Origin of the sequence: Streptomyces sp. NPDC050535, from assembly GCF_044457665.1 — a bacterium.
Lineage (GTDB): Bacteria > Actinomycetota > Actinomycetes > Streptomycetales > Streptomycetaceae > Streptomyces.
In genome coordinates this window covers 11,317-27,576 of the sequence record NZ_JBITHE010000036.1, presented here as the reverse complement: position 1 = coordinate 27,576, position 16,260 = coordinate 11,317, and the positions used below count along the sequence as shown (strand labels likewise).

Genomic DNA, 16,260 nt, shown 5'->3' with positions numbered 1-16,260 from the left:
CTTCGGAAGAACCCTCCTCGCCGTGCTGGCCCGCAGCGCTACCATCCGCAGGTTCTGCACTCGGGGGAGGAGGGAGCGGATGCTGGAGGCCTGGCTGGCTATCTGGGGGGCAAAGGCAGAGGACTTCTCGAGCGGGAGCAAGAAGTCTGAGATCTACCACCGCTGCGTACAGGCTGCGCTTGCTGATCCGGAGACTGCACGACTGCTCGGCAAGCGGGACGGCGTGAGCGCGGATGCCGTCATTGAGCGGATGAGGACACCGACGTACCACCGCTATGCCACCCTTCCGTGCCCGTCAACTGCACTGGACGAGGCCGCGGCGAAGGAGCGCGAGATCCAGCGCAGGCATGAAAGGAGGGCCAGAGAGACAGACTGGAACTGGCGCGGCATCTGTTTCCTGACAGCGTTTGCTGCCCTGTTGATTCTCGGCTTCGGCGGACTACTGGTCCTGCTTGCGGCCGGTCTCGTTGCCGCGGTGGTGGTGTTCATCCTGTTCTGGCGCGGTCTGCAGGCTGGGCCCAACCTGGTGCTCTGCCTCATTGCAGGAGGGCTTCGCATCTCCTGGCTGGTACAGCGAATCGAGGTAGGTGTACGAGCCGCTCAATGGGGTGATGCTCTGCAGAACGAGGGAACGGGGCCGGTGGTGGCCCAACTTGTCCGTCACATGCTGGGCGACGACCCTGATTCCTTGTTCATCCCGGACCACTTCGAGTGGGGCCTGCGTGCCCCACGGGAATCCCTCTTCTTCGTCGAGAACGGGGCCCGGCGACAACTGGAGCGGAAACTCTCACACATCACGGACGGCACCATCGCAGTCTGCGGACCGCGGGGCGTAGGCAAGACGACCCTGCTGAACCAGTCCGTCGAGAAAGCCGGATTCGGCTTGATCATTCAAGCGCCGGCCACATATACCCCGCATGATTTCCTGCTGTCGTTGTCGGTGCAGCTCTGCGAGAAGTACCTGCGTGACGAGAACTATGGGGTTCCCGAGTTCACGCGCCTGTCCCCGGCGCGCAAGCTGTTGCGGCGGGGGAAAGTTCAGGTCAAGCGGCTGGGGCGGTGGGGTTCCTTCGCGGTGCCAGCTGCCGCTCTGCTGGTGCTGGGATTGTCAGCGTCGGTGCGCTCCCTATACGCGCAGTACGCCGCATCCATTGCTGACTTTGCGCGCATGCACGCCGAGCGAACCCGCGATGACGTGATGGAAATCTGGCAGGGCCACGCAGTCGTTGCAAGCGTGTGCGTCACCGTCGTCGGGATCGCCTGGTGGAAGGCACGCCATGCGGCCTGGCTGCCACGGCTGCTGGGAGGACTGTGGACGAACGGCAGCAGGCCTCTCGGGCTACTCCTGGCCTGCTTCTCTGCCCTCTCAGTGTTCTTGGACGAACAAATCCGCCAGCAGATCCTGCATCTGCAGCGCACGCGGCCGGACGAGCTGACCAGAACCTTGATCTACATTGCGGGGCTGATGGTCACGTGGTGGGTTCTGCGCCGGGCCCGTGATTCAGATGCCGTGCTTCCCCTGAGCAGCCGAGAGATCCCTCTTGAGAAGGTGTTTCGCCCCCTGGCCGCGGCGGCCGGGGGGTGCCTGCTGCTGTACCTGATCAAGAACCCGCAAACACACAGCCTTCTGGCAGACCGCGAGAACCCTCTGCGTCTCGTGGGCATAGTCACAGGAGTTGTGGTGGCAAAGGCGGGAGGTTGGCGGCCCCGGCCTGAAGAACCGGCACTGGTAACCAAGTGCCGCAACCACCTCTACCGACTCCAGACGATCCAGCAGTCCACGAACGGACTGACCACCGGCGCTGCCCAGATCTTGAGCCTGGGCAGTACGCACACCACCTCCGTCTCCACAGTCCTGCCGAACTACCCCGAACTGGTCGAAGACTTCCGCAACCTGCTCCAGCGCATCGCCTTCGAAAAGAGAGGCCAGAGCAAGTCCGTAGTGATCGCCATCGACGAAGTGGACCGCCTCGGAACGGACACTCAGGCACTGGCCTTCCTCAGCGAGATCAAGGCCATCCTGGGTGTTCCCCACGTCTACTACCTGATCTCGGTCGCGGAAGACGTCGGAGCCGCATTCGTCCGGCGGGGCCTCCCACACCGGGACGTGACCGACAGTTCCCTGGACGACATCATCCACGTCCAGCCCAGCACCCTCACAGAGTCACGCGCCATCCTTGCCGAGCGTTCCCAGTCACTCAAAGACCCCTACGTCATCCTCGCCCACGCACTGTCCGGCGGCATCCTGCGCGACCTGCTCCGCTACGGCCTGCAGATCAGTGAAATCCAGGACGAGACACAACTACATGAACTCACCGATCTCGCCCGGCATCTCATCCTTGAAGAACTGGCCGAGTCCTTCGCGGGCTTTAGGACCCTGCTGAGCAAACAGCAGTGGACCCACAACACCAGCGAAGTTCTCGCCTCATTCCGCATCCTCGCCAGCTACCTGCGCGACCCCTGCCTGTGCACAGAAGCGGAAGTGCTGCACGCCCTGGAAGAGTTCGCCTTCTACACCCACGGCACCCGACCACGAGCAGGAACCACTAACGACCAGCCGGATTCCGCAGCGGACCAGGAAATCAGCAGCGATGCACGCCAGCTCATCGATGAGGCTTCTGCGTACGCCTACTTCTCGCTCACTCTGCTCAACATTTTCAGCACAGAAAGGTTCGAACGCCGTACCCAACTGGCAGCAGCAGCCGGCCCAGACGGCGCCCCGGAACGGCTCGCAGAGGCCCGCCAAGAACTCGGCATCTCGCCCCACAGCGCCCGACCGCTGATCGACAGCATCCGTAAGGCATGGTCGCTGCCCCTAGGACCCACGATCGGCAGTTGCCCCCCATTGTTGATCATCGAATGCCCACGCCACGGAAACATGCCCAGGGAATGAGCGTGGTGAGTCGCTGCTAGGAGCTCGTAACAGGATCTTGCTGAGGTTCCCTGGTTGGGCGTGACCGGTGTGATGATTCGGCCGTTTGTGATGTGTGACGACTCGGCCGTGGATCGTGGACGACGACTTGTGGGGGCTGATCGAGCCGTTGCTGCCGCCCTGGCCCGAGCGGTCGCCGGGGCTGCGGCCGGTGGCGGACCGGCTGTGTTTGCAGGGCATCCTGTACGTGCTGGTCAACGACATCGCCTGGCAACTCCTGCCGCTGGAGTTGGGGTTCGGCTCCGGGCAGACCTGTTGGCGGCGCCTTGACCGCTGGCAGCAGGCCGGGGTCTTCGACCAGTTGCACCGTCTCCTGCTCGCCGAGCTGAACGCGGCCGGCGAACTCGACTGGTCTCGCGCGTGTGTGGACGGCTCCCACATCCGCGCGAATAAGGGGGTGCCGCGACCGGTCCGTCGCCGGTCGACCGGCGGAAGACGGGAAGTAAACACCACCTGATCTGCGACGGCAAAGGCACTCCGCTCAAGGTGATCACCACTGCCGCAAACGTCAATGACATCACCCAGACCCTCGCCCTGGTCGACGGCATCCCGCCCGTGGCCGGACGTCCCGGCCGTCCACGCCGACGCCCCGAGGCCGTGCTCGGCGACAAGGCGTACGACTCCCGGGCCGTACGCCGCGAACTGCGCAACCGGCGGATCCAGCCGGTGATCTCCCGCAAGGGCACCCCGAACATCAAGGGCCTGGGCAAGCTCCGCTACGTCGTGGAGCAGACCTTCGCCCTGCTCCACCAGTTCAAACGACTCGCCGTCCGCTGGGAACGCCGACCCGAACTCCACAACGCCTTCGTCTCGTTGGCCTGCAGCCTCATCTGCTGGAGACGCCTCAAGAAGACCGGATCATGATCGCGTTACGACCTCTAGGCAGCCGCGGTGTCGCCTCCTTCCGCCGCACGGGGCGGGTCAGGTGGCAGCCTGCGGGGCACCAGCGCGGCGTAATGGCCGGCGACAGTCACCGTCCTGCGGGCAAGCCGCTGCGCACCGCTCGGGCACGGCGCCCTGGAAGGAGACGGAGGAGGGGCGCTCCGCCGTGCTGCGGCGGTGCAGCAGTCGTGGCGCCTGAAGTCGGACGGCGGGCGGATTTGACGCAAGGTCGACCTGTTTTCAGCCATCCTGATGGCCTTTGGCATACCTGTCTGGCAAACGTCCCTCCCGGTCATGCACGGAACGTTACGATGACGGCGCTGATCTCCTGACGGGTGGTCAGTGAGTGGCTCCGGGTGTGCGGTTCGCGTCATGAGGCGTAGTGGGTGCTCGTGGCTGATGGTAAGCCGAAAATCGTCCACCCAAGGACGCGCGGGATGGGGCATGTTGGGGGTGCCCTCGGCTCGTTACGAAAGGCCATCCTTCGTGCGATACCGCAACCTGGCGTGGCGATTTCTGTGCGCAGGGATGGGCTTCTACTCAAGTGACTCGTGCAAAACCCGTCACACGAATACGACTTGTGAGACACGTGCGGTTATCTTCCTCTACGCTCGCTCATGACAGACGGTGAACGTCACGCTCAGGAACAACCTGCCGTGCCACGCGCTCCTGGAGTCCCAGACGCGCGCCCGTCTCCGCAGCGGCTCCGCTTGGGTACCGCGTTTGTGTTCTCTCAGCGCCGTCGACCGGGGGCGCCCGTCACACACTGAGGTAGAGATGCGTACGGATTTTGGTGAACTCGTCATCGGGCAGGTCATCGTGCATTCGGTGCCCACCCGGCCGAGGAACGACCCCAGGAACTACACGGTCGAACTCAGCGACGAGGCCAGCCCTCTGACGGACAAAGTCCAAAGCGCGCTGGAACGCCGACTGGTCAAGATCCTGAACTCTCACGCCTGCTCAGTGACAGAAGATCCCGAGCCTAAGTCCCCGCTCCCGGACTGGGTGAGGGACTTCATGGCGGAAGAGCAAGATCTCCTCGAGGTGTCCGGCCATCTGGCCCGGCACCTCCAAGACTGCCAGACCGGCGTCAACTCCCGAGGACTCCTGGTGGTCGCCTCGGCCAGTCTGGCCCGCCAACCTGCCCTGCTGATGGTCAAGTTGGAGCAGGAGACGGGCATGCAGGCCCGGCGCGTCGGCGAGGAAGGCAAGCGGACCTTCGACGTCCAGTTCTTCGCCGACCTCCTGTTCACGGAGAAGGCCAACGTCTTCAAACTCGCGCTCTTCACCGTCGATGGAGCCGGGACAGATCTGCTGCAGGGGTGGGCCGCCGACCGGCAGCGCTCCAACCGGCGCATGGCCGGCTTCTTCCTGCACGACTACCTCGGATGCAGGTTCACGGAAGACCCCGCCGAGATGACCGGCCGCTTCCACGAGGTCGCTCTTAAATGGGTGAACACCCGCCTGAGTGAACCGGCCGACGCCCACACCCGCGTCGAGTACACCATGGCCGTCCTCGCTGAGCTCAAGAGCGCTCCCGAGAACCTCAACCCGCGGGACTTCGCCGGACGGCACCTCAAGGGTGACCACCGCCACGAGTTCCTCACGCACCTCGCCGAGAACGGGATTCCCGACCGAACCTTCGTCAAGGACATCACGCTCATCGACGCACGCCTGCAGAAGATGCAGGTCAATTTCGCCAGCGGCGCCTTCCTCGTCGCACCGCTGGACACCGTCGATGAGACGGTGACGTTCGAGGCTCTGGAAGGGGGCGGAACCAAGGCCACTGTGATCGGCGAAGTCACCGCAGCCCGCGGCTTCTCACCCCCGGGAGGCCGCCCCAAGAAAGCGGCTCCCGACGCACGGAGCGCCGAAACCGACCGCCTGGACGACAGCCGTGACACTGACGATCAATGAGGCCTTCCACCGCTACGTCGCCGAAGAACCCCGGATCAAGGAAGCGGCCCGGCAGACCGCAGACCACTTGCGCCTGCGGACCGTCCGGGCCCGGCTCGACTGCCAGGTCACGCATCGCACCAAAGACGTAGGGCGCTACGTCGCCAAGATCCACCGCAAGCGCTACGAGGACCCGTGGAAGGACATCACCGACAAGGTCGGCGTGCGGATGACAGTCCGCCACCCCGGCCTGTTCGACGACGCTCTGTCTCTGGTCAAAGACACCTTCACCGTGGATGACAGCGTCGTCCAGGACTACCGCACCATGCTGCCCGGCCAAGAGGAGCGGTTCGAATACCCCCGGCTGCACGTCCAGGTCCCCGTCATCGGCGGATACAAGGACCCTGACGGCCAGCCGTACGAGTGCGAGATCCAGATCCGCACCCCCGTCGTCGACGTCTGGGCCAACGACTACCACCGCCTCGCCTACAAACCCCCCGGTAACCTGCAGGTCCCCTCCGATGTCAGTCGTGCGCTGTACCGTGCATTTGCCCTGGTAGAGCTGTATGACGCAGAGATCGGTCGGGTGATGGACGCGCTGGAACAGCACCCTGGCTTCACCCGCGGCAACAAGCTCCTCGCCGAGACAGAACGCATCTACCGCACGTTCGCCCACCACTCCTTCGACAGAGAACTGTCCCACGAGGTCATCGAGATACTCCTGAAGACGGTGCCCGGTGACATAACCGACTACGGCTATCAACTCGTGACTTTTACCGAACGATGGCGGGAGCGTCTGGAGCGTACCTACCGGCAGTTCGGTCCAACCAGCGACCACTTCCTCGAAGACGGCCGCTACATACTGGCCTCGCAGCCCGAAAGCCTGATCATCTTCGAACGCCTCGACCACGACAGCTTCACTCTGGTGGATCGCTGGAACGAAGGCCCATTCGACGAATCGATGCTCTACGACATGGCAGAAGCCTGGGGGATAGACCTGTGACCCGACCACAACAGCCCGAGCCATCCGCTGTCGTGGCCGCCACCGCCATGTTCGTCGAGGTCCTCGTCGTCGGCATCGGCTTCCTCACCGGCCTGGGCGTCCTCGCCGTAGCGGTAGCAGGCCCTGACAACACCCGCCGACTCGCGCCTGTGGCCGACACATCCCTCGCGGCCAGCGCAGCCCTTGCAGCCGCTTACGCACTAGGCATCCTCGTCGACCGCGCAGCCGACACCGCCCTCACCACTGTCCGCCGTCGGCTGCGCGCCCGCTCCTTCCCGGCACCCGCCGACTACGCCCAGGCACAGCTCAAACTCGCCGACTTCCCCTCCCTGACCGCCCGCGTCGACTACGCCCGCTCCCGCCTGAGGGTCTGCCGAGGATGGGTCCTCAACAGCATCCTGCTCACCCTGGCCACCGACCTGGCCCTGTGGCGGTTCCCTGTAGAACACCGATCCCTGCTCCTCGCCACGACGACCGCGCTAGGGGTCCTGGCCTCAGCGGGCTTCTACCTGTCCTGGCACACCATCACCGCCACCGGCTACCGCAAATTGGCCGCGCAGACCGCACCCGCGGCTGCACCCACCGTGCCCTCCCAGCCCCCGGCGCCCGCACCGCAGACCCCCTGACCACAGCCGACGCCCGGATGACGCACCGGCAAGGCGGCACAGGAGGACGTGACGGCGGGGGAGAGCTGCCAGAATCGGACACCACCCGTCCCGCCGCCCGTCCTGTCCCACACTGCCCGGAGACCCCCTTGGACCCCCCCCAGCCCCAGGCAGCCGATCCGCAGCCGTTCACCAACCGGGATCTGCGCAGCCTGGAACTGGACCTGCCACGACGGCGCGGGCGCAAACCCAAACCCCTGTCTCTGTACGAGGACCAGCAAGAAGCCCTCAGCAGGATCCTCAAACACCTACACAAGCCCGGCACCCGCGGCCTGTACGTGGCGGCGACCGGTACGGGCAAGACCCTCGTGGCCAGCCGAGCCGCCGCTCAGCTGGCGCGCCGACTGCTGTTCGTCGTCCCCACACTCGACCTCGCGGCACAGACCGCCCTGGCCCTGCGCCGCGACGGCCACCGCGGCCCTCTCGTCATCGTCTCCTCCATGGACGCGGCCGCCCACGGAGCGCTGGCCGCAGCACGCATCGTCTCCGTCACCGACTACCGCCTCCTTGCCTCTCTGCTCGCCGCCGTCGGTACGGGCCCGGACTCCCTCCCCGGTCTGGCGGTGGTGTGCACCTACGACTCCCTCGACAAGATCGAGAACACTCAGCACACCGCACACCAGGTCCCGCCCTTCGATCTGGCGGTCATGGACGAAGCCCACCGGATCGCGGGCCGGGCAGACAAAAAATGGGCCGCAGTCCACGACGCCACACGCATCCGCGCCGACCGCCGCCTCTACATGACCGCCACCCCCAGGATCTTCGCCGGCCCTGACCTGGCCGAGTCAGCCAACCTCACCCGCCCCCGCGGCCGGCGACGCGCCACTGCGGGGGAGGAGGCCGACGCCCGGGCCAACTCCATGGACAACACGGCGGTCTACGGCAAGAAGGTCTTCGAATACCCGCTCGCCCGCGCCATCGAAGACGGCCGGGTGGCGGACTACCGCATCATCGTCCCCACCCTCACCGACGACGATCTGCGCGCACGCCTCAACGTGCCTGCCCCTGGCGGCACCCCCGGCAACGAGACCTTGCCCGACACGGACGAAGCGCTCCGCTCCACCGCCCTGCACCTGTCCGTCCTCAAAGCGATGGCCGAGCACCAACAGCGCCGCGTCCTCGTCTACTTCAACCTGGTCGAGGACGCCAGACGCTTCGCCCGCGAACTGCCCCACACCCTGCGCAGCCTCCGGGCCAGCGCCCCCGATGTGTGCCCCGGCATCGATCCCCAGCTCTTCTACGTCCACGGCGAGATGCCGGCCGACCAGCGCGCCGAGACCTTCGCCCAGTTCGCCGCCGCCGACCGCGCCATCCTGACCAACGCGAAAGTCATCGCTGAAGGCGTCGACATCCCCAGCGTCGACGCCATCGTCTTCGCCGACCCCACCCGCAGCGTCATCCGCTGCGTCCAGGCCCTCGGACGCAGTCTCCGCCTGTCCGTCAGCGGCAAGATCGCCAGCCTCGTCATTCCCGTCTACATCCCCCCGGGTGCCGACCCCACCGACATTCTCGGCACCGCCTACGAACCCGTCTGGGCCATCAGCACCGCCCTGGCCAGCCACGACCACCGCATCCTCGAACGCCTCCCCGCCAAAGCCAATCGCCTGCCCAAAGAGATCAGCCAGCTCATCCAAAACCGCTGGCACTTCGACTTCGCCGCCCACCCCGAACGCATCGCCCGCGCCCTCGACCTCACTTCCTTCAGCCCCCACGAAGCGGCCGCCTCACGGTCCCGACGCGCAGGCCTGGCCGCAGCCCAGGCCTTCCACGACGAACACCAGCACCTCAACGTCCCCGCCGACTACACCGACCTATACGGCTACGGCCTGGGCACCTTCATCACCAGCATGCGCGACGCCCGTACCGCCGGACGTCTGGATACCGACTGGACCGCCGAACTCGACGCCCTGGACATGATCTGGGACAGACACGACGCCGCCTGGCGTGCCCAGCTCACCGCTGCCACCGACCACCACCAAGCTCACGGCCACCTCGCCATCCCCGCCACCACCCCCACCGGCGCCTGGCTCGCCGAGCAGCGCTCCCTGGCCGCCCGCAACCAGCTCAACGCAGCCCGCCTGGCCGACCTCACGGCCATCGACCCGCACTGGCAACTGCCGCACGGAGCGGACTGGCACCGCAAATACCATCTGCTGCGCGCCCATTTGTCGGCCGGGAACGACCCCGCTGCCCTTCACCCCGACACCGTCCTCAACAGTGTCAAGATCGGCAGCTGGCTCAACCGCCAACTCACCCGCTGGCGCGTCCTCACGCCCGGCCAGCAGGATCTTCTCGCCAGGATCGGGCTGACCCCCGACACTCATCCCCTCACGTCAGCCCGCCGCCCACGCCGCACCTTCGCCCAGACCGTTCAGATTCTCGAGCTCTTCCTGCACCGCGAGCGCCGTGCTCCCACAGCCCGCGAGGAGATCACCGTTGACGGCGAGCCTGTCAAGATCGGGCCGTGGCTCGCCAAGACCCGCACCAAGCACCGCGCCGGCCAGCTTCCTCCACAGCAAGCAGCCCTGGTCGCGTCCCTGTTCGACGGTGACTGGACCGGCGAATCCACACCACCCGCAGACTTCCCCTAGCTGCTTGCTCCTGAGGAAGCCGGGATCCCGCTGGGGCGGCTTGCTGAGCCGGAGCACGCTAGCCCTCACGTCGTTGCGGTGGGGCCACCATGGGCACGCACCGGGGATTTGGGTGCAATGACTGGGAAGCAAGCACCGGACTCGACGTTTCCGGTCGCTGGCCGAACCCTCGGCCATGGTGATCAACCCCCTCTCCGCCAGGAGAGTGAGGGCATATGATCACCAGCAAGGCGGGGCCGTAGCACAGAGGTAGTGCGCCGCGACATCATCTCGGAGGACGTCGGTTCGAATCCGGCCGCCCCGCCCCTCTCGCAGGGTGACGCTCCGTGAACCCAGAACAGAAACGCGCCGATTGGGGCGGACGCCCACCCATCACAGCAGTCTGACCGAACCTGTGTTCCTGTCCGGTTGGAGCTCTAGTCGTCGAACTCGAAGCCCGAAGTCTTCGCCCGGGCGATGAGGTCGCGCACTGCCTCGGGGCTCGTGATGACTGATTCAACGGCCGTCTTGAGTCGCTCGAGGTCACCCGGACTCCCGACCGCGCAGAACATGCCAGCCTCGCTGTCGAAGCCGAGGCGTTCGGCAATGTCCGGCCAGGTGAACCGTACGAGACCTTCCCAGAAGTACCCGTTCGGCTCGTGCCCTGCGCCGGCTACTGCGGCATCAGCAGCCAGGCCACCGGCATCCCACGTCAGCGAGTGTTCGCCGTTGAAGTCATGAAGCTTGATGGCCACGGCCGCGATCTTCTCACGCCTCGCGCACGGGGTGCTCGATCCGCTCCCTCGCCGCTCTTCACTCTCAGGCGGCGACGCCGAGTTCTTTGCGTGTTCGGTGGACGAAGTCGCGAACGGCCGGCTCGCGCCGCCAGGGGGCTAGGGCCGCATTGAACTCGGCAACGTAGTCCTTGGCGCGGGTGGACTGGACACGGGTGAGGATGTCGACGCTGCGGTGGCCGAGTTGGAGGCCATGGTCGAGGTCGCGGGCCTGGAGGTGTGCGGTGGCGACGATGGCGAGGCGCATGCCGACGGAGCGTGTGAAGGCGCCGGGCGGCATGGCAGCGGCCTGCTTGTTCCAGGCGAGGGCTGCTGTGGGGTTCTTCAGGTCCCTGAAGACTTCGGCGGCGTCGGCGGACAGGCGGGAGTGCACGTAGAAGTCGATCCAGGCCGGCTCATCGCCACTATCTTTCCTCGCCTGGTCCAGGAGGTTCTCCGAGCCTGCCAAGGCCCTCGAGGCCGCCCGGGGGTCGTTCTCGCGGGCGTGAGCGCGGGCTTCGATCAGCTTGGTGAACGCCAGCACCCGCGGAGCGGCCCGGCCCTTGGCCCGGTTGAAAGCGCCCTGAGCCATGTCGATGGCCTCGGAGGCGAAGCCGCGCATCAGTGTCTGCATGGCCATGGTGGTCAGCACGTAGCACCCGAGCTGGACGTCGCCTCCGGCGCAGGCGAGGCGGAGGGCCTGGATGAAGTGCCGCTGGGCGGCGTCGTGCCGGCCGACATCGAATGCGGTCCACCCGGCGAGCCGGGACAGCTCGGCCGTCACGGAGAACAGCTCGCGGCCGATCTCGTCGGAGAAGCTGCCCCGCAGCAGCGGGGCAGCCCGGCGGTCGAGACAGCCGGTGACCGAGTTGGCCTTCCAGTTCCCGCCGCCGTACTTCGAGTCCCATCGGCGGGCGTCCTCGGCAGCCTCGCGCAGTTCATCGAGGTCGCCCCGGCCGACCTGCCGGCCGCTGCGGCGCTGGGCGGTGTCGTCGGCGGGGGTGACAAGCCATCGGGTGACGGGGGTGGTGAAGGCGGAGGCGGCGAAGCCTGATCCTGCCAGGAAGTCGCGGCGATTCACGTAACTCCAGAACGTGGTGGCGACGCGGACAGCGTCGGCGGGGTCTCGCGGGAAATCCAACCCCACATCCGCGTCGGTTGTCTCGGCCGCGCCCATACCGATCTCGCCCACACTGACGGGCCGCCCCAGCCTCTCGCCGACGGCCTGCGCCAGCAGCCGGGGCACGGGCCATTTCGGCGTCATCCCGCGGCGGCACCAGTTCGCCACGGACGTATGCGAGTAGTCCGTCTCTATCCCGGCCAGGTGGGCGAGCTGGTTGACGCGCAGAGCCAGGGACTTGTGGCTCGCACCGCTGGCTTCGATGAGCCGGGCCAGGTCCGCATTCGGCGGACGGGTCCGGCGGACGGTCGATTCCACGACCTTCTCCCTTGCCGGTGACCGGAATACGGGCCGGCTCGAACAGAGGGCTGAGTACGAAGAGCCGCACTCGACTGGGAACGAAGAGCCGTACGCATTCCGCGTGTTGGGTCACCGAGGGTATTGCCTCTCCACGTCTGGTGAACCGCGTTGGTGAGTTGTGAGCCCCCCTGCGAGCCCTCCCCGTGCTTGCCCCGGGCGGCTGTGATGAAGACCCGGGCCGCCGCCGGAGCTGGACCGATCTCCTTTCGGCGGCGGCCGCCGCCAAGGCACCACCACACATTCGGGGTGAACCAGACATGTGCGGAATCGCAGGCCTGGCCGGAGCTGACGCCGCCCGGCACGAGCACACGGTCGGCGCCATGGGCGCCTCGCAGGCCCACCGCGGCCCGGACGGCACCCTGCACGCCACATCGAACGACGGCTGGGCGGTGCTGTCCATGAACACCCTGCTGATCGTCGACCGGCAGGCGATGCCCGGCCCCTACCTCGACTGCGAGACCGGAGTGCTGCTGGCCTTCAACGGAGAGATCTACAACTACCGCCAGCAGGCCGCCGCTTGGGGCATCCCCCTCGCCGCACGCGAGACGGACGCGCACCTCCTGCTGCGGGCCTGGGCCAGGATCGGGCCCTCGTGCCTGGACGGACTGGACGGCATGTTCGCCCTCGCCGTCTATGACCCGCGCGCCGGGAAGCTGTTCCTGGCGCGGGACCGGCTGGGGGAGAAGCCCCTCTACTGGCGCCTGGACGGCGGCCGTCTCGCCTTCGCCTCCGAGGTCACCACCCTGACCGGCTACGGCACCGCCCCGCTCGTCCTGCGTCCGGAGATGCTCTCGGTCGAGACACCCATCGGCGCCGACACCCCCTTCCAGGGCATCCAGCTACTGGCCCCCGCGACCCTGCTGTCCTTCGACATCGCCACCGGCTCCCTCCACCAGCGCACCTGGTGGACCCTGGAACACCGCCAGCCCTTCGAGGGCACCTACGCCGAGGCCCTGGCCGACTTCTCCGTCGTGCTCGCCGAGCAGATCCCGCTCAGGGCCCCGGCCTGCGACTTTGCACTCTTACTGTCCGCAGGACTGGACTCTTCGGTGCTGGCCTACTTGCTGAGGCCGCCGGTCTGCGTCACCGTCCGCTATCCCGGCCAGGACCGCCTCGACGAGTCCCAGACCGCGGCGGTGATCGCTGCGGACATCGGCGCCGAGCTCGTGGTGGTCGAGCCGGACCACCACGACTTCACCACCGTGTTGCCGCACCTGACGGGCGCCCTGGACTACCCGATGGGCAACGCGTCCACGTTCTCCGAGTACATGGCCTACCAGAAGATCGCGGATCTGGGCCTGAGAGTCGTGGCCGGCGGGCTCGGCCCGGACGAGTTCCTCATGGGCTACGTCCGCCACGCCCTGGTCCTCTTCGGCGCCGACGCCGTCCTGGGCGCCGGCATGGACGCCTACCGGCCGCTGGCCGCGAAACTCATGCACACCGCCGGCGAGACCCTCGATCCGGCGGAGGCGGTCACCCGGCTTGTCCTGCGCGGGCCCGATCCCGACGGGCGGATCGGCAGCCTCGTCGCCGCCGCGATGACGAGGGCCGGCGGGGACACGGCCCGCGGTCTCACCCTCGCCGACCTGTCCACGGCCTGGCGGCCGCTGGTGATGACCAGCGACAAGCTCGCCTCCGCCCATGCGCTGGAGCGCCGGTCTCCCTATCTGGCCAGGGAGTTGGTCGAGCTGTCCTACCGCCTTCCCTCCGAGTACAAGATCAGTGGCCCGGCCACGGGCAAGCGGATTCTGCGGGACGCCGCGAAAGCGCTCGGCCTGCCCCGCGAGGTCTGGGGGAGCAGGGACAAACTCGGCTTCTCCAGCCCCGTCCCCGCCTGGCTGAACGGTCCCCTGTCCGCCTGGGCGGACGCCCAGATCCACACCGCGCTCGCAAAGGCGCCCGATTCGCTGCAGCCGCTGCTGGAGGGCGGGCTGAAGCCCGGAAACCGGTTCGACCGCACGCGGATGCAGGCCCTCATGGCTGCCGCATGGTTTCGCGACCAGACGGTGAGGGCTGCCGCGTGATCCTCAACCGGCTTACTACGGTGTCCGGATGCACCAGAACACCACCGCCGCTCTCCCGGCCACCGCCCGCGGAGCGGTCGCGATCATCGCCAACCGCCGCGGGGAACTCCTCCTCCACCTGCGCGACGACCTGCCGGGCGTCATCGCCTGGCCCAACCACTGGTCGGTCCTGGGCGGCGGCTGCGACCCCGGCGAAGACCCGCGCGAGGCGATCGTCCGCGAACTCGACGAAGAAGCCGGCCTGACCGTCGACGGCCTCACTGAGCTCTTCGACATCCGCGACCAACACGGCTCCGGACAGCTCATCACCTTCTTCGCCGCCTCCTGGGACGGCGACGAGACCGCCCTGCCGCTCGCCGAGGGCGTCAAACTCCAGTTCTTCGCCCCCGAACACCTCGGCATCCTCACGATCCCGCCGTTCATCCGCGACGGGATCCACCGCCATCTCGCCACCCGGCCCGCCTGAGCACCCCGCCCCGCGGAAGGGGACGGGTGGGGCCGCCCGGCGCCGGCCCCACCCGAAGGGACACCCGTTCATGAAACTCACCGTCATCGGCTGCGGCTACCTCGGCGCCACCCACGCAGCCTGCATGGCCGAACTCGGCCACGAGGTCCTCGGCATGGACTGCGACAGGGACAAGGTCGCCGTCCTCAACGCCGGCAAGGCACCGTTCTTCGAACGCGAACTCGACGAGATGCTGACCCGGCACACCACGACCGGCCGCCTGCGGTTCACCGCCTCCTACGCCGAGGCCGCCGCCTTCGGCGACCTGCACTTCATCGGGGTCGGCACCCCGCAGCAGCCCGGCGAGATGGCCTACGACCTCACCCACCTCTTCACCGCCGTCCGTCAGCTCGCTCCCCGCCTGACGAGCCCGGCTGTGGTCGCGGTCAAGTCCACCGTCCCGGTCGGCACCGCCCTCCGTGTCCGCGACCTCCTGCACGAGTACGCGCCCGTCGGAGACGCCGTCGAGGTCGCGTGGAACCCGGAGTTCCTGCGCGAGTCGTTCGCCGTCGAGGACACCCTCCGCCCCGACCGCCTGGTCCTCGGCTTCGGCACCGAGGACTCCTGGGCCGAGGCGATGCTGCGTCAGTGCTTCGAGAAGATCATCGAGTCCGGGACACCGACGATCATTACGGACTGGCCGACCGCCGAACTCGCGAAGGCCTCCGCGAACGCCTTCCTCGCCACGAAAATTTCGTTCATCAACGCGATGGCCGAGGTCTGCGAGGCCTCCGGCGCCGATGTCGGTCAGCTCGCCGACATCCTCGGCCACGACGTCCGCATCGGCCGGAGCGGTATGCGGCCCGGTCTCGGCTTCGGCGGCGGCTGCCTGCCCAAGGACATCCGCGGCTTCATGGCCTGCGCCGGCGAACTCGGCGTCGACCAGGCCCTGACGATCCTCCGCGAAGTCGACGCGATCAACAACCGGCGCCGCGAGCGCATGGTCGACCTCGCCCGCGAACAACTGGACGGCAACGTCGGCGGCAAGCGGATCACCGTCTGGGGCGCCGCCTTCAAGCCCGGGACCGACGACATCCGCGACTCGCCCGCCCTGGCCGTAGCCGGGCGTCTGCACGAACTCGGTGCTGCGGTCACCGTCACCGACCCTCAAGCCCTCGACAACGCGCGCAAGCTCCACCCCGAACTCGACTACGCCGACGACCCGATCGCCGCCTGCGACAACGCCGACCTGCTGCTGCACCTGACCGAGTGGCCCCAGTTCAGCCACATCGATCCGCACCGGGTCGCCGCTCACGTCACCAGAACGAAGGTCATCGACGGCCGCGGCGGTCTTGATGCCGGCCGCTGGCGCCGTGCCGGATGGACCTACCGCGCCCTCGGCTGCCCCTGAACCAGGATCAGACAGGGGCCACCACGGACAGCTGCCCAGCACCCCTGGAAGTCCGGCCGCTGAGCGGGGGGGGGGGGGGGGGGGGGGGGGGGGGGGGGGGGGGGGGCCCGCCCCGCCCCCCCCCCCCGCCCCCCCCCCCCCCCCCCCCCGCCCCGCCGCGCCCCCCCCCCGCCCGCCCG

Annotated in this window: 11 protein-coding genes; 9 read left to right on the top strand and 2 right to left on the bottom strand. The window is 67.6% G+C overall.

The annotated features are described in order from the left end of the window. The first annotated feature begins 79 nt into the window (after nucleotides 1–79). The 6 genes from ACIBLC_RS39375 to ACIBLC_RS39350 all read left to right on the top strand — a co-directional run bounded on the left by ACIBLC_RS39375 (nucleotide 80) and on the right by ACIBLC_RS39350 (nucleotide 9,969). Nucleotides 80–2,893 carry a hypothetical protein gene (locus ACIBLC_RS39375; protein WP_399216300.1) on the top strand — a complete coding sequence of 938 codons (2,814 nt, stop codon included), beginning with the start codon at nucleotides 80–82 and terminating at the stop codon, nucleotides 2,891–2,893. A gap of 94 nt (nucleotides 2,894–2,987) precedes the next feature. Beyond that, nucleotides 2,988–3,796, top strand: a protein-coding gene (locus ACIBLC_RS39370; protein ID WP_399216299.1) for an IS5 family transposase whose coding sequence is annotated in 2 segments (ribosomal slippage) — nucleotides 2,988–3,323 and nucleotides 3,326–3,796 — 807 coding nt in all. Because the reading frame shifts where the segments join, the coding sequence is not laid out codon by codon here. Nucleotides 3,797–4,591: 795 nt separating this feature from the next. Then, nucleotides 4,592–5,731, top strand: coding sequence for a nucleoid-associated protein (locus ACIBLC_RS39365; RefSeq protein ID WP_399216298.1), 1,140 nt, complete (start codon nucleotides 4,592–4,594; stop codon nucleotides 5,729–5,731). Next, entirely contained in the window at nucleotides 5,712–6,713 is a 1,002-nt protein-coding gene (locus ACIBLC_RS39360) for a hypothetical protein (protein ID WP_399216297.1), read from the top strand. The genes ACIBLC_RS39365 and ACIBLC_RS39360 overlap by 20 nt, the downstream gene beginning before the upstream one ends. Beyond that, nucleotides 6,710–7,339: a hypothetical protein gene (locus tag ACIBLC_RS39355; RefSeq protein ID WP_399216296.1), complete on the top strand. Its 630-nt coding sequence runs from the start codon at nucleotides 6,710–6,712 to the stop codon at nucleotides 7,337–7,339. Before ACIBLC_RS39360 ends, ACIBLC_RS39355 begins: the two co-directional genes overlap by 4 nt. 128 nt (nucleotides 7,340–7,467) lie before the next feature. Continuing rightward, nucleotides 7,468–9,969: a Helicase associated domain protein gene (locus ACIBLC_RS39350; RefSeq protein ID WP_399216295.1), complete on the top strand. Its 2,502-nt coding sequence runs from the start codon at nucleotides 7,468–7,470 to the stop codon at nucleotides 9,967–9,969. 416 nt (nucleotides 9,970–10,385) lie between these two features. Here the strand turns inward: ACIBLC_RS39350 and ACIBLC_RS39345 are convergent, their stop codons facing one another. Beyond that, a complete protein-coding gene (locus tag ACIBLC_RS39345) occupies nucleotides 10,386–10,703 on the bottom strand; it encodes an Imm51 family immunity protein (protein ID WP_399216294.1) in 318 nt (105 codons plus the stop codon). Between the two features lie 64 nt (nucleotides 10,704–10,767). Then, on the bottom strand, nucleotides 10,768–12,159 hold the full coding sequence (locus ACIBLC_RS39340) for a sporulation protein (protein WP_399216293.1): 1,392 nt from the start codon (nucleotides 12,157–12,159) through the stop codon (nucleotides 10,768–10,770). A 299-nt stretch (nucleotides 12,160–12,458) separates the two neighbouring features. On the opposite strand from ACIBLC_RS39340, the gene ACIBLC_RS39335 reads away from it, so the two are divergent. The 3 genes from ACIBLC_RS39335 (at nucleotide 12,459) to ACIBLC_RS39325 (ending at nucleotide 16,081) form a co-directional block, all read left to right on the top strand. Beyond that, entirely contained in the window at nucleotides 12,459–14,225 is a 1,767-nt protein-coding gene (locus ACIBLC_RS39335; RefSeq protein WP_399216292.1) for an asparagine synthetase B family protein, read from the top strand. Between the two features lie 28 nt (nucleotides 14,226–14,253). Beyond that, nucleotides 14,254–14,691, top strand: coding sequence for an NUDIX domain-containing protein (locus ACIBLC_RS39330; protein ID WP_399216291.1), 438 nt, complete (start codon nucleotides 14,254–14,256; stop codon nucleotides 14,689–14,691). 70 nt (nucleotides 14,692–14,761) lie between these two features. Next, on the top strand, nucleotides 14,762–16,081 hold the full coding sequence (locus ACIBLC_RS39325; protein WP_399216290.1) for a UDP-glucose dehydrogenase family protein: 1,320 nt from the start codon (nucleotides 14,762–14,764) through the stop codon (nucleotides 16,079–16,081). The last annotated feature ends 179 nt before the right edge of the window (nucleotides 16,082–16,260 follow it).

Bases quoted from the DNA above. Each gene is read 5' to 3' on its own strand.
- ACIBLC_RS39375 (WP_399216300.1), top strand. From the start codon at position 80: ATGCTGGAGGCCTGGCTGGCTATCTGGGGGGCAAAGGCAGAGGACTTC.
- ACIBLC_RS39365 (WP_399216298.1), top strand. From the start codon at position 4,592: ATGCGTACGGATTTTGGTGAACTCGTCATCGGGCAGGTCATCGTGCAT.
- ACIBLC_RS39335 (WP_399216292.1), top strand. From the start codon at position 12,459: ATGTGCGGAATCGCAGGCCTGGCCGGAGCTGACGCCGCCCGGCACGAG.
- ACIBLC_RS39330 (WP_399216291.1), top strand. From the start codon at position 14,254: ATGCACCAGAACACCACCGCCGCTCTCCCGGCCACCGCCCGCGGAGCG.
- ACIBLC_RS39325 (WP_399216290.1), top strand. From the start codon at position 14,762: ATGAAACTCACCGTCATCGGCTGCGGCTACCTCGGCGCCACCCACGCA.